The 14,398-nt window shown below is 72.7% G+C and carries 10 protein-coding genes; 3 read left to right on the top strand and 7 right to left on the bottom strand.

The genetic code is table 11. The features are described from left to right. Positions 1 to 206 precede the first annotated feature (206 nt). The 3 genes from rsmG (at position 207) to AW16_RS0113095 (ending at position 4,140) form a co-directional block, all read left to right on the top strand. Positions 207 to 758 carry a 16S rRNA (guanine(527)-N(7))-methyltransferase RsmG gene (rsmG, locus tag AW16_RS0113110; protein WP_231496055.1) on the top strand — a complete coding sequence of 184 codons (552 nt, stop codon included), beginning with the start codon at positions 207 to 209 and terminating at the stop codon, positions 756 to 758. A 1,001-nt stretch (positions 759 to 1,759) separates the two neighbouring features. Further along, entirely contained in the window at positions 1,760 to 2,899 is a 1,140-nt protein-coding gene (locus tag AW16_RS0113100) for a ParA family protein (protein ID WP_081861670.1), read from the top strand. Next, on the top strand, positions 2,896 to 4,140 hold the full coding sequence (locus tag AW16_RS0113095; protein WP_029291080.1) for a ParB/RepB/Spo0J family partition protein: 1,245 nt from the start codon (positions 2,896 to 2,898) through the stop codon (positions 4,138 to 4,140). The genes AW16_RS0113100 and AW16_RS0113095 overlap by 4 nt, the downstream gene beginning before the upstream one ends. A 78-nt stretch (positions 4,141 to 4,218) precedes the next feature. On the opposite strand, the gene AW16_RS0113090 is transcribed toward AW16_RS0113095, so the two are convergent. The 7 genes from AW16_RS0113090 to AW16_RS0113060 all read right to left on the bottom strand — a co-directional run. Beyond that, complete coding sequence (locus AW16_RS0113090; protein ID WP_051681938.1) at positions 4,219 to 5,232, bottom strand: D-alanine--D-alanine ligase; 1,014 nt, start codon at positions 5,230 to 5,232, stop codon at positions 4,219 to 4,221. After that, positions 5,229 to 6,572 (bottom strand): PLP-dependent aminotransferase family protein, encoded by a 1,344-nt coding sequence (locus tag AW16_RS18485; RefSeq protein WP_029291070.1) that lies wholly within the window; start codon positions 6,570 to 6,572, stop codon positions 5,229 to 5,231. The genes AW16_RS0113090 and AW16_RS18485 overlap by 4 nt, the downstream gene beginning before the upstream one ends. An 82-nt stretch (positions 6,573 to 6,654) precedes the next feature. Further along, positions 6,655 to 6,975, bottom strand: a complete 321-nt coding sequence (trxA, locus tag AW16_RS0113080) for a thioredoxin (protein WP_029291069.1) — start codon at positions 6,973 to 6,975, stop codon at positions 6,655 to 6,657. Next, on the bottom strand, positions 6,975 to 7,976 hold the full coding sequence (gene trxB, locus AW16_RS0113075; protein WP_029291067.1) for a thioredoxin-disulfide reductase: 1,002 nt from the start codon (positions 7,974 to 7,976) through the stop codon (positions 6,975 to 6,977). Before trxB ends, trxA begins: the two co-directional genes overlap by 1 nt. Before the next feature lie 132 nt (positions 7,977 to 8,108). Further along, positions 8,109 to 11,810, bottom strand: coding sequence for a murein biosynthesis integral membrane protein MurJ (locus AW16_RS18665; RefSeq protein ID WP_231496052.1), 3,702 nt, complete (start codon positions 11,808 to 11,810; stop codon positions 8,109 to 8,111). After that, positions 11,807 to 13,927 carry a DUF6049 family protein gene (locus tag AW16_RS0113065; protein WP_029291064.1) on the bottom strand — a complete coding sequence of 707 codons (2,121 nt, stop codon included), beginning with the start codon at positions 13,925 to 13,927 and terminating at the stop codon, positions 11,807 to 11,809. Before AW16_RS0113065 ends, AW16_RS18665 begins: the two co-directional genes overlap by 4 nt. Next, a partial coding sequence (locus AW16_RS0113060) for an NUDIX hydrolase (RefSeq protein WP_034649199.1) occupies positions 13,924 to 14,398 on the bottom strand: 475 nt, incomplete at its 5' end. The genes AW16_RS0113060 and AW16_RS0113065, both read right to left, overlap by 4 nt.

Here is a 14,398-nt window from a genome sequence, read left to right as displayed (position 1 = left end):
GATCGCGTCTGGGAGGGACGTCCGCGATACGGTGGTCGCTCGCCCGACAGCCGCGTGAGCACACGGCTGTCGTTTCACGTGAAACATGGGGAGTGTCGCCGGTGACTTCGGACGGTTCGCAGCACGAGCTCGACCCGCTCGACGGAGATCCGCGCCTACCGATCTACTTCGGCGACGCGTGGCCGCTTGTGTCGCGATTCCGCGACATGTTGGCGAGCGAGGGAGTTCTGCGAGGCCTGATCGGTCCGCGCGAGGTCGCGCGACTCTGGGAGCGTCACCTGCTCAACTCGAGCGCGGTCGTGCCGTCGCTGCCCGACACGGGAACGATCGTCGACCTGGGCAGTGGCGCCGGTCTGCCCGGAGTCGTCGTTGCAGCGATGCGCCCAGGTGCTCACGTGGTTCTCCTCGAGCCGATGTCCCGTCGAACCGAGTGGCTGTCCGAGGTGGTGAACAAGCTCCCGCTGCCGAACGCGCGCGTGGTGCGAGGGCGCGCGGAGGACGTCGTCGGCTCGCTTTCCGCCGACGTGGTGACGTCACGTGCGGTCGCCGCGATGGACAAGCTGTACCGGTGGTCGGTGCCACTCCTTCGGGTCGGAGGTGAGCTGGTCGTGCTCAAGGGCGCGCGCGCGAACGAGGAGATCGAGGCAGCCCGGCGTGTCGAACGGAAGCTGGGTGTGGGCCAGGTCGCCGTGCGCGAGGCCGCGACACTCGACGGTCTCGATGCCACGCGGGTCGTCCGTGCGGTGCGGGAGCGTTGACCTTGTTCAGCCGCAAGAGGCGCGGGGGCTCGACTCAGTCTTCGTCGAGTGACGCACGCACGGGTACACAAGGCGACGACACTGCCGTTGAAGCCGTTTCACGTGAAACGGCGCGTGGCGCGGATGGTTCGGAGATGCTCGCGGGGGAACCGAGCCGACGGGGGATGGTGTGGTCGCCGTCGGCTGACGCGAGCGCCGACCGTGGCGCTGCGGAGCTGCACCGGAGCACGGCGGGGCAGCTCGCGCGAGGGGCATCGGTCGCGGGGTCGTCGGCTGGCCAGGGAGAGCCGCGAGCCGGCAGCTTGGCGCCCGATGTTTCACGTGAAACCGAAACGCCGTCGGGTGGCGTCTCGGTGTCCGATCGCGGTCAGGGCAGCACGCCGACCCGGGCCGTCGAACGCTGGGATGCCGACCGTCATGACCTCACGTCGCCGCAAGCGCGTGGTGGCGCCGCACCTGATCGTGGCGCCGACGGCCCCCGTGGGCTCGGCGGATCGAGCGGCGTCGGTGTTGCCTCGGGCGATCCCGAGCTAATGCGCAGCGCCAGCAGTCCTCGCATGACCGCCGGCAGTCTTGCCGGGGTTCCCGCATCGGATGAGGCAGTGGCGGGTGGGCACGCCCTTCACGACAATCGCCCTCTCACGGCGCTGACGGCCGCGGGCGTTGGGGCGGATGGCCACCGCGAGGGCACTCAGCCGCTCGACGTTTCACGTGAAACGGTGACGCCCGAGCTGGCCGATGAGCGGCGCGGGATGACATCCGCCCGTGATCGCGACTCGGCATCGGTGGCGGACCACGCAGCCGAAGGCGACATGGAGTTCCGGCCACCTACGCCCCTGCGCGGTGCACCTCAGGTGCCGGCGGGGGTCACCCTCGATGCGGTGCAGGCCGCAACCGACGAACGTGGAACGGTCGACGCTGTCGCATCGACCGCAGGGCCCGTGGACCCGTCGATCGACGGAAGTGTGCCCGTGCCAGGAAGTGCGCGCCCACGTGCGACGATGGCATCCGCGGAAGAAGCCCGGGCGAGCGCGCCCGGTCTCCGTGACTCGAGCGTCACGCCGAGATCCGTGCCCGTTTCACGTGAAACATCGAACGACGACCGAGGGGCGAACACGCCGGTGCAGGTGCAAGATCCCGATGAGCAGCGCCGCGCGGCGCTCGTGCAGAGCCTCCCGGACGTCTCCGACGACACACCCCTGATGGCCGAGCTGCGGCTCGACGCTCGACGCCGCATCGAGCTGCGCGGTCGCCGGTTCGCCCGGCCTGCACAGACGCGTGTCTTGACGGTCGCGAACCAGAAGGGCGGCGTGGGGAAGACCACGACGACAGTGAACCTCGCGGCCGCGCTCGCTCAGTCCGGCCTGAACGTGCTGGTGCTCGACAACGACCCCCAAGGCAACGCGTCGACGGCACTGGGGATCGAGCATCGCGCAGGTACTCCGTCGATCTACGACGTACTGGTCGACGGGATGCCGATGGCGGAGGCCGTGCAGGTGTGCCCGGACATCCCGACGCTCTCATGCCTGCCAGCCACCATCGATCTCTCGGGGGCGGAGATCGAGCTCGTCTCGATGGTGGCGCGTGAGACCAGGCTGCGCACGGCGTTGGACAACTATCTGACGTGGCGCGACGAGAACGGACTCGAGCGGATCGACTACGTCTTCGTCGACTGCCCTCCGAGCCTCGGGCTCCTCACGGTGAACGCGTTCGTCGTGGGACGCGAGGTGCTCATCCCCATCCAGTGCGAGTACTACGCGCTGGAGGGACTGAGCCAGCTGCTCAAGACCATCGAGCTCATCCAGGCGCACCTCAACCGCGACCTGCACGTCTCGACGATCCTGCTGACGATGTACGACGCACGGACGAACCTGGCTCAGCAGGTCGCGGAGGAGGTGCGCTCGCACTTCCCGGACAAGACGCTGCGCACCACCGTGCCGCGATCCGTGCGGATCTCGGAGGCGCCGAGCTACGGCCAGACGGTGATGACCTACGACGCGAGTTCTTCCGGGGCGCTCGCGTACCTCGAGGCAGCCCGCGAGGTCGCGGAGCGTGGCGCCGCGCGACAGGAGACCACGAACGACGTGCAGCCGCACGACACGAACGACGTGCAGCCGCACGGTGAGCAGGAGGACCGATGAGCGAGAAGCGTCGGGGACTGGGGCGCGGCCTCGGAGCCCTCATCCCTACGGCGCCCGAGGGTGACCGCGCGAACGGTGCCGAGCGCCCGGTCGACGTGTTCTTCGGCGAACCGCGGCCGAGCGCCCAGCGCGACCGAGACGAGCGCGACCGAGACGAGCGAAACCGAGACGAGCGGGACAAGTTCGCGAGCAACGCGGCGACCCCGACCGAGTCCGGCGTCACCGAGGTCCCGAACGTCGCTGCGGAGTCGTCCTCCGCGAGGGCGTCCTCCAGTGCGGAGGACTCCACGGGCCGCGACGCGACTGACGCGGCAAAGGATGAGTTCGGTGTCGGCGCAGGTCAGGGCGTCAGGGAGGCGTCGTCCGCCGCGGACACCCGTCCCGGTGGCGAGAGTGCGAGCGTCGACGGTACGGAGCTGCTCCCCGTCCCCGGCGCACGGTTCGCGGAGCTGCCGGTCGGTTCGATCCGGCCGAACCCGCGCCAGCCGCGCACGGTCTTCGACGAGGACGCACTGTCCGAGCTGGTCGGTTCGATCAAGGAGATCGGCGTCCTGCAGCCCGTGGTCGTGCGGCAGGTGGACGACGGCTACGAGCTCATCATGGGCGAGCGCCGCTGGCGCGCGACCCAGGAGGCCGGCCTCGACACGATCCCCGCGATTATCCGGGACACCGACGACTCGGACCTGCTGCGCGACGCACTGCTCGAGAACCTTCACCGGTCCCAGCTCAACCCGCTCGAGGAGGCGGCCGCCTACCAGCAGCTCCTCGACGACTTCGGCTGCACGCACGAGGAGCTCGCGGCACGCATCAGCCGGTCGCGCCCGCAGATCTCCAACACGCTCCGTCTGCTCAAGCTGCCGCCGCTCGTGCAGCGCCGCGTCGCCGCGGGCGTGCTCTCGGCGGGGCACGCGCGAGCGCTCCTCGGGATCTCGGACGGAGCTGCGATCGAGCGGCTCGCCCAGCGCATCGTGGCCGAGGGGCTGTCGGTGCGCGCGGTCGAGGAGATCGTCGCACTCGGTGGGGACGAGGCGCCTCGGCGTCGTCCCGCTCCGCGCGCCGGCATCCGCAACGAGGCGCTCGACGACCTCGCTTCGCGTCTGTCGGACCGCTTCGAGACGAGGGTCAAGGTCAACCTCGGCAAGACGCGCGGTCGGCTGACGGTCGAGTTCGCGTCGGTGCAGGACCTCAACCGAATCCTGGCCAGCCTCGCTCCCGAGGACCCGGGCCTGCTCAAGGGCTGACGACGGACGAGGTCGGCCCTTTGGTGCGGCGCAGCAGGGGGCGTCCGTCCGAACCGGTGGGAACTGGGACGTACAGGACTAGGTGAGCGGTCGGTACGCCTGCGAGGACCCCGCGAGAGAAGCCAGCACCAGGGATCGGTACAAGTCTCCAAGGTTGTGACCGGCGGCCTCCGCGGCCTGCGGGAGGAGCGAGGTCTCGGTCATCCCGGGGGCGACGTTGACCTCCAGGAAGTGCACCCGCCCGTCGTCGGACACGATGACGTCGGTCCGGGAGAGGCGCGCGAGCCCCAGGGCCTGATGTGCGGCGACGGCGGCCGCAGCGGCCGCGTCGGCGAGTGCAGGCGACAGCCGCGCCGGGGCGAAGTACTCGACCCGCCCGGGGTTGTAACGAGCGTCGAAGTCGTACGGTCCGTCTGCCACGATCTCGACCGCGGGGAGCGCGACCGGCCCGTCGCCCAGGTCGACGACCGAGACCGCGAGCTCGGTGCCGTCGACCCGCTGCTCGACGAGCGCCGTGCCGCAGTACGCGAAGCAGTCGACCATCGCGCGCCGCAGCTCGTCGGGAGACGAGACGACCGAGACGCCGAGCGCGGAACCACCCTCGACGGGCTTCACGACGAGCGCGGAGCCCAGTCGGTCGGTGATCGCGTGCAGGACCCGGTTGACGCCGAGCTCACGGAACAGCGTCTGGGGGAGGGTGACGAAAGCGGGTGTCGCGATGCCGGCGCGTGCGACGACGGTCTTCGCGTTCGCCTTGTCGAACGCGAGCCTGCTCTGTCGCGGCCCGGTCCCGAGAACGCGCAGGCCGAGCATCTCGACGACGTCGCGCACCGAGCCGTCCTCGCCGGACGCCCCGTGCAGGAGCGGCCAGACGATGTCGGGCAGCATCTGGGTGAGCGCGGGCACGAGGTCGTCGTCGACGTCGTGGACCGACACCTCGACGCCCGCGGCGCGGAGCGCCTCGGCCACGCGCCGGCCCGAGCGCAGAGAGACGTCACGCTCGTGCGAGAGGCCGCCGGCGAGGATCGCGACGCGCGGATCGGGCCGGGATCCGGACGGAGAGCCGGAGCGGGCGGCGAGCGGTGGCGTCACGCGACGTCGGGACCGGGTGCGACCACGGAGCCCTGCGACGACCCGCCTGACACCCCGAACATCTCGACGAGCTCGCGCTCGGCCTCGACGACCCCCGCGAGCCGGCGCACGCCCTCGCGGATGCGCTCGGGAGTGGGGAAGCAGTACGACAGGCGCATGTGGTCGGCACCGCCGCCGTCGTAGTAGAACGCCGTCCCGGGGACGTAGGCGACACGCGCGGTGACGGCCCGCGGGAGCATGTCGCGCGCGTCGAGACCGTCGGGGAGCCGGACCCAGACGTAGAAACCGCCGTCGGGCACGTTCCACGAGGCCTCGGGAAGGTGCTCGGCGAGCGCGGAGACCGTCGCGTCGCGTCGCTCGCGGTACAGCTCGCGGTAGGACTTCACCTGAGCGCGCCAGTCGCACGTCGACAGGTACGACGAGATCGCGATCTGCGACGCGTTGGACGGGCACAGGATCGCCGACTCCGACGCGAGCACCAGCTTCTCGCGGACGGCGTGCGGCGCGACGACCCATCCGACGCGGTAGCCGGGGGCGAAGGTCTTGGAGAACGAGCCCAGGTAGAGCACGCCGTCGGCGTCGAGCGAACGGATCGCCGCGCGGGGCTCGCCGTCGAACGCGAGGAGGCCGTACGGGTCGTCCTCGACGATCAGGACCCCGTGCCGGCGGGCGATCTCCAGCACCTGCGGGCGCCGCGACAGGGAGAGCGAGACGCCTGCCGGGTTGTGGAAGTTGGGCACGGTGTAGATGAGCTTCACGCGCCGGCCCTCGGCAGCCAACGAGGTCAGCGTCGAGTCGAGCGCCTCGGGCACGAGCCCGTCGGCGTCGATCGGCACGTGCACGACGTCGGCCTGGTACGCCCGGAACACCCCGAGCGCGCCGACGTACGAGGGGGCCTCGGCGACGACGACGTCGCCCGGGTCGACGAACACTCGCGTGACCAGGTCCAGCGCCTGCTGCGAGCCGGTCGTCACGACGACGTCGTCGGGGTGCGCCGAGATGCCCTGCAGGCTCATGACCTCGAGGATCTGCTCGCGCAGCGTCTCGTCGCCCTGCCCCGAGCCGTACTGCAGCGCCTGCAGCCCCCGCTGCTGGACCACGCGCGCCGCGACGTCGGACAGCACGTCGAGCGGGAGCCCGTCGAGGTACGGCATGCCACCCGCGAGCGAGACCACCTCGGGCCGGTTCGCGACGGCGAACAGGGCGCGGATCTCGGAGGCACGCATCCCGTGCGTGCGCTCGGCGTAGGAGCCGATCCACGGGTCGAGGCGGGTGCCCGCGGCGGCGGAGGACGTGGGGGTGCCCGACGTCTCGCCGTGGGGCACGCTGCTCGTGGTCATGCCGCAGTGTCGCACGTCACGGACGGAGGACGACGAACGCGCTCAGATCCGCACGCGACCTGCACGAGCGCACGCCCCCACGTCAGGACGCGAGCACGCCCTCGATCTCGTCGGTGTAGACCGCCTTGGGTCGCGCACCGACGACCTGCTTGACCAGCTCACCGCCCGAGAAGATGTTGAGCGTCGGGATCGAGACGATGCCGTAGTCGGCCACGAGGCCGGGGTTGGCGTCGGAGTCGACCTTGACGATCTTCACCCGACCCTCGTACGTCTTCGACAGCTCCTCGAGCACGGGCGCGACCATGCGGCACGGGCCGCACCAGGTCGCCCAGAAGTCGACGACCACGGGGATGTCGGAGCCGAGGACCTCGGCGGCGAAGGTCTCGTCGGTGACGTCGAGCATCATGCCTCCTGCAGCAGGACGGGTGCCTCGGTGGTGGGCAGCGGGTCGGTCGCGTCGCCGAGCGACGCGAGGAAGTGCTGGGCGTCGAGCGCCGCGGCGCAGCCCGAGCCTGCGGCCGTGATCGCCTGGCGGTAGGTGTGGTCGACGACGTCGCCGCACGCGAACACGCCCACGAGGTTGGTCTGCGTGGTGCGTCCGACGACCTGCACGTAGCCGTTGTCGTCGAGGTCCACCTGGCCGACGAGCAGCTCGGTGCGCGGGACGTGCCCGATCGCCACGAAGATGCCCGTCGCGGGGTGCTCGCGCGTCTCGCCCGTCACCGTGTCGCGCAGGGTCACGCCCGTCACCTTGTCGTCGCCGTGGATCGCGACGACCTCGGAGTTCCACGCGAACTCGATCTTGGGGTCGTTCGCGGCGCGGTCCGCCATGATCTTGGACGCGCGCAGCTGGTCGCGGCGGTGGACCATCGTGACGCGCTTGCCGAACCGCGTCAGGAACGTGGCCTCCTCGACGGCCGAGTCGCCGCCACCGACCACCACGATCTCCTGGTCACGGAAGAAGAACCCGTCGCACGTCGCGCACCACGAGACACCGCGACCCGAGAGACGCTTCTCGTCGTCGAGGCCCAGCTCGCGGTACGCGGAGCCCGTCGCGAGCACCACGGCCTTCGCGCGGAACACCTCGCCGCCCGACACCTCGACCGTCTTGACCGGCCCGTCGAGCTCGAGGCGCACCGCGTCGTCCCACAGCACCTCGGCACCGAACCGCTCGGCCTGCTTCTGCAGGTTCTCCATGAGCTCGGGGCCCTGGATGCCGTCGGGGTAGCCGGGGAAGTTCTCCACCTCGGTGGTGTTCATGAGCGCGCCGCCCGCGGTCACAGAACCGGCGACGACGAGCGGTGCGAGGCCCGCGCGTGCGGCGTAGATGGCCGCGGTGTACCCGGCGGGGCCGGACCCGACGATGACGAGCTCGCGGATGTCGGAGACGGGCGTGTCGGTCACAGCGTTCCTCGGTGGTCTCGGTGTCCCGCCGGTGGGGCGGGGGCTGTCGCAGTCAACCGATCCTAGGCGGGATCTGTTCCGCGCAGGAGCGGACCCACGGCCCTGTGGACCGTGCACCACGCCTGCCCACGGTCAGGAGAGCTCGATCTCCGAGAGCTCGAGCCGGAACGTACCGTCCGCCGCGGTGGGAAGCTCGGTGATCCACAGGGTCAGCGTCCCGGTCGTCGTCGCCGGGTCCAGCGTGTACGTGACGGACGACCCGAACTCGCCCGACGCGAGCAGCGTGCCACCGCTGGGGTCCTTGGCCGACGAGTCGCGGATCTCGACCTTGCCGCCGGTGCCGTTGGCGTGCAGCGTGACGGTGCTGACCTTGGTGGGCTCCTTCAGCTTCATCACGTAGCCGACGCCGTCCTTGAAGCCCGCGAAGTCCGCGCGCTTGTACGTCATCGTGTACCAGTACGTCGACGGGTCACCGTCGAACGCCCGCTTGACGGCCTCCTGGTGCTCGCCGTCGTCGTCCGACGGGTCGACCGTCGTCGCCGAGGCGATGACCGGCGGCGCGCCGGTCTCGGCCGGGGCGGACTCGCTCTCGTCGGGAGACGGCGACTCGTCGGTCGACGTCGGCTTCGGGGCCGTGCTCGTCGCGGTCGGAACCGGGCGGGCCTGCGGCGCTCCGGTGTCGAGCGACGAGAACAGCGCCTTGAACGCGAGCACGACGCCGATCACCACGGCGATGCCCACGAGCACGAGCACGAGCGCGGTCGGGTTGAAGCGGCGCTCCGGCGTCGTGCGGACGTCCTGCTCCTCGACGAGCTGGTCGAACGAGAACGACTCGGGGCCGGAGGGTACGGCGGGGGTCGACGACGCCGTCGACGCGGCGGCCGGCGTGACCGCGGTCGGCGGCACGGCCTCGTCCGTGGGGAAGGGCCCCGGCTCAGGGGAAGGCGCAGGAGAAGACGCAGGAGAAGGTGCGGCAGCGGGTGCCGTGGGGGGCAGCGATGCGGACACGGCACCCGCGCCGGCACCGGCCGCGGCGGCGGTCCCGGCGGCGCGCGCACCGAACGCGCTGGTCCGCGTGGGTGCCGCGGGCGGCGGGGTGCCGGGCAGGTTGACCCCGGCGGGCGGGGGCTGGGTCTCGAACGTCGTGCGGATCGACTCGCGCTGCACCGCGATCGGTGCGGTGTCCTCCATGTCATCGACGTCGAACGCGTCGGGGTCGACGTGGTCGTCGTCGGCCGACAGGTTCGCGGCGAGACCGGGTGCGATGACCACGGGCGTCGGGACCGACGACGGCACCGCCCGGATCGCGCCCCACGGCTCGAGCTCACGGACGAGCTCGCCGGGGCTGTGCGGGCCGTCCTCGTGCGGGCCGAGCGTGACGACGCACAGCGTGTCGAGGTCCGCCGGCACGTCCGCCACGACGTCGGCGGGGCCGACGAGCGCATCGCCGTCGGTGGGAGCCGCGGGCAGCCCGACGATCTGCGCGAGCGCGTCGTCGGCCGGCCACCGGCCGGTGAGCGCCGCGTAGAGCACCCGCACGAGCCCCACGGTGTCGGCACGCGTCGTCGTGTGGGCGTCACGCGCGACGGTGCCGAGCAGCCCTGCGTCGAGCCCGAGGCCGCTGACCACGACGCGGCCGTCGTCGGTCACGTGGACCGCGGACGGACGCAGCGCGAGGTGGTGCACGCCCCGACGACGCGCGACCTCGAGGGCCGCGGCCGCCTCACCGACCACGGCTCGCGCCTGGTCCGCCGTGAGCGGGCCGGACGCGAGCAGGTCGGCCAGCGACGGGCCGGCGACGTTCTCGGTGACGACGTAGCCGTGGCCCTCGTGCGTGCCGACGTCGAGCACACGGACCAGGCGGGCGTCGGTGACGAGGGCGGCGCGGCGGGCGCCGTCGAGCGCCTGCGAGATGTGTCCCGACGACAGCACGCGCACCCGCACGACGCGGTCGAGGATCTGGTCGGTCGCGCGCCACGACGACGAGCCGGGCAGGTCGGACGGAGCGGGTTCGAGCACGCGGTACCGCCCGGAGAGCACGGTGCCCCGGCCCACGACCTCGTCCACCGTCACGCTCCCGTCCGCTCGCCCGGCCCCCAGACTAGACGGGGCCGCGCCGCGCCGTCGCCTCACGCGCGCCAGCACCGGGTCGATCAGGAGACCGAGCTCGGACACCCGGCTCAGGCGCAGCATCACGACGAAGACCAGGCACATCACCGGTGCGACCACCGCGCACTCGACGAGCGACGTCAGGTTCGCCGGGGGCAGCAACGATCGGATCACGGCGAGCACGACGATGCCGACCACGCCCGCCACGGCCCCCGCGACGAGCGCCTGCACGTGCGTGCGCACGACGCGCGGACCGTCGACCGTGCGCAGCCGGGAACGCAGGTGCCACATGCCGAGCACGGCGCCGACGAGGTACGAGGCGCTCATCGACAGCCCGGCGCCGACCACCCACGACGTCGGTGCGAGCACCGCGCGGCCCAGCAGCGTGCCGACCACCACGACGACAGCCATGACGACCTGGATCGGCACCATGCCGCGCGCGTCCTCGTACGCGTAGTACACGCGCTGGCACATCGACCACGCACCGAACGCGGGCAGGCCGACGGCCATCGCGAGCACCACGGCCGCGACCGCCTCGACCTGGCCGCTCGTCGAGGACCACAGCACGATGTTCGTCGCGGGGACGGCCAGCACCATGAGCACGGCTGTCGCGAGCACGGTGAACAGGCCGACGACACGCAGGCCCACCGAGAGGGTGCCGCGCACCCCGTCGACGTCGTTCTCGTGCGCCTGGTGCGCGAGCCGCGTGAACAGCGCCGTCGCGAGCGAGACCGTCACGAGCGAGTGCGGCAGCATGAAGATGAGGAACGCGGAGTCGTAGGCGGCGTTGCCAGCCACCGGTCCGTCGGGCGCGCACGCACCGCCCGCGACGCCCGCAGCGCCGGGCGCGGCGGACGCGACGCGCGAGACGACGACGTAGCCGAGCTGCCCGATCGCGAGCCCGATGAGGGTCCACGTCGCGACGCCGCCCGCGCGGCCGAGCCCGGAGCCACGGATGCCCCACCGGAAGCGGTAGTGCACGCCCGTGGCGCGCAGCGCGGGGAACAGGACGAGGGCTTGCGCGATCACGCCCAGCGTGGCCGACCCCGCGAGGAGCAGGGTCTCGCCCCCGGTCCACGTGGCGGCGGTGCGGCCGTCGGCCCCCGCGACCGAGAAGATCGCGATGAACGCGCCGAACCCCGCGATCGACACCACGTTGTTGACCACGGGCGCCCACATGTACGGCCCGAACGACCCGCGCGCGTTGAGCACCTGCCCGAGCAGGGCGTACACGCCGTAGAAGAACATCTGCGGCACGCACCAGAACGCGAACGTCGTCGCGAGCCCCTGCTGCGCCGGGCTGCACGGGTCCGCGTACAGCCGCACGAGCAGCGGCGACGCCGCGGTGAGGACGACCGTCGCCGCGAGCAGCACCGCGAACCCGAACGAGAGCAGCCGGTCGACGTACTCCTGCCCCACCTTGCGCCGGTACGCGCGCACCACCTGCGGCACGAGGACCGCGTTGAGCACACCGCCCGCGAGCAGCATGTAGAGCACGTTGGGGAGCTTGTTCGCGACCGAGAACGCGTCGGCGACCTGGCCCGTGGCCCCGATGGCACTGATCAGGACCATCTGGCGCAGCAGCCCGAGCCCGCGCGAGACGGCGGTGCCGGACGCCATGAGCGCGGCGCCGCGGCGCGCGCTGCCCGGTGCGGGCACGGCGTCGGTACCGGCGTCGGGACCCGGGCCCGGACCGTCGGCGGGGGTCGCGCCCGCGGAGGTCACGGGCGGCCCGCCTCGTCGTCGGGGCCCGGCTCGTCAGCCCTCTCGTCAGTCGGCTGCTCCGCTGCGGTCTGCCCCGCGGCCTCGTCGGCCGGTGTGCCACCGAGGACGGGCAGGCTGGGTGCCGGGCCCGTCTCCTGCTCCGTGCGCGCGCCGCGCCGGGCGCTCTGCCCGCGGCGCACGGTGCGGGCGATGCCCAGCACGAGGCCCAGGGCGAGCAGACCGCCCACGACGTACGTGCCGACCGACTCGAACTTCGGCGAGACGCGCGCGGCGAACTGCCGGGCGTCGGAGACGCGCGCCCCCTCCTGCGACTCGAGGAACGCGCTCACGGTGACGTCGCAGTTGGCGGTCGCGACGAGCGTGACGGGGATGCTCGCGCTCGACGACGCGGGGACCGTGACCAGGTCGATCGGGTCGACGCGCAGGCACGCCTTGCGCGGCTGCATCACGAGCTGCACGGTCGCGGCGACGGCCAGGTCGTTGCGGACCGCGACGCGCACGGTGCTCGTCGCGGAGAGCACGTTGAGGTCGCTCAGGCGCGCGATCGACAGTCCCTTGGTGCGGCCGACGACGTCCTCGACCGCGGCCTGCGCGAGCGCGGCGCGCCCGCTCGGGTCGGTCCGCCACGCGAGCGCGAGCGGTGCGAGCGTCTCCTCGTCCACGCCGTCCAGCAGGACGCCGGGGTCGTCGGTGACGTCGGAGAAGTCGACGGCCTGCTGGCGCGCGTCGGCCAGCGACGTGACGGTGGCGGCGTCGAGCTCGTCGTCGGCGACGGCCGACCGCGGGAGCGTCCCGGTCTGGTCCGCGGACCCGACGAGCAACGTCGAGACGGGGTCCACGCGGGACCACGGGGCCGAGCGGAACGCGGTCATCAGCGCGGACAGGGCCTCGGGATCGACGACCTGGTCGCGGCCGGGCGCGATGAGCGCGGGACCGGGGTCGCCGTCGTTCTCCCGCGCCATGAGCGCGAGCTCGGCGAGGCCGCGCTGCGCGACCGTCGCGGGCGTCGTCGCACTCGGGTCCACCGCTGCGGGGTCGACCGCGAGCGCGGTGAGCGTGCCGTCCGCGACGAGCCTGTCGACCCGACCGCCGTCGGTGGACAGCGTCGAGAGGGCGGTCGACGCCGTTCCCGCGGCGGGAGTCCGGGCGAGCACCCCGGCGGCGTCCACCGACGCCGCCGCGCGAGCCGTGGCCTGGTCCAGGTCCTGACCCGCCGCGGACCACACGAGCGTGCGCCGCCCGGTCCCGACCTCCTGGGAGGAGCGCGACAGGTCGGCGGCGACGCCCAGCAGGTCGTCCTGGTCGGCGTGGGCGATCGCGGCGACGTCGGGGTCCGACCAGGGGAGCGTGAACGTGTCGTGGCCGCGCGCCGCGGCCTGCACGGATGCCGCCCACTGCGCGGGCTGACCTCCTGCGGACACGGCGGACCTGACCAGCGCGGGGTCGACGAGCAGGCCTACCCCCGGGTCGGCGCCCACCGCCTGCAGCTCGCGGCCGAGCGTGCCGTCGGGCGCCGTGAGCGACGCCAGCCCGGGGGCCGGGCCGGTGCTGCGCGGGTCGGCGGCCGGGCCGGTCATGCCGACGAGCGCGGACACCGCGACCTGCGGGACGCTCTCGGACGGGTACCAGAGCACGTAGGACCGCGTGACGCCGGCCTGCCGGCCCCCGGCCGTCGCCTCGACCGCGAGCCCGCGCGGACCCCACACGTCAGGGAGGTCGAGCAGACCCACGTGCACGGAGTCGACCGTGAGCGTGACGTCCGTCGAGCCCCCTGCGGGGAGCGGGTCCTCCACGGCCTGCGACGTCGAGGGCGGCCGTGGGAGGTCGTCGGGGCTCCGGGCCGCCCACTCGCCGACCTCGTCGCGCGAGCTGATCCGGAAGTGGTTGATGTACAGCACGGCCCTGACGTCGTCGAGCTCGTCCGGCCCGTCGTTGCGCAGCGTCGCGTGCACCGTGAGGTCCTCGCCCGGCAGCAGCACCGCGGGCGAGATCGAGGTCAGCAGCACGGTGATCTTCGGGTCGTCGGCCGCGGCCGCGGGGGCTGCCGTGAGGCCGAGCGCGAGCGCGGTGAGGGCGAGCGCCGCGGCGAGCCCCCTGCGCGCGAGGGCGCTCGTCATGCCTCGGAGGCGAGCACGACGAGCGCGGCCTCGGCGAGCCGGCGCTCGTTCGGGTACGCCAGGCGCGTCGGCAGGTCCGCCACCGCGACCCACGCAGCCTCCTCCGCCTCGCCGTCGGGGTCGTTCTCGACGGTCAGCGAACCGCCGGTCGCGCCGAGCAGGAAGTGGTGCACCACCTTGTGCACGCGGCGGTCGTCGCCGCTGAACCAGTAGTCGATGACGCCGAGGCGCCGCAGCACCTGCCCGTCGATCCCGGTCTCCTCGCTGATCTCCCGGACGGCCGCCTGCTCGGGGGTCTCGACGCCCTCGAGATGCCCCTTGGGCAGGCACCACTCGAGCCGGCCGCCGCGGTTGCGGCGCGCGATCACGGCCGCCTCGTACGTGCCGTGGTGCAGGCGGACGACGATGCCTCCCGCCGACGTCTCGTCGACCACGGGCAGGTGCGTGGGTGCGGGGCGGGGGGCCGGCGGG

It is taken from the genome of Cellulomonas sp. HZM (assembly GCF_000708885.1).
Classification (GTDB): Bacteria; Actinomycetota; Actinomycetes; order Actinomycetales; family Cellulomonadaceae; genus Cellulomonas.
This window is presented reverse-complemented; position numbering and strand designations above follow the sequence as displayed.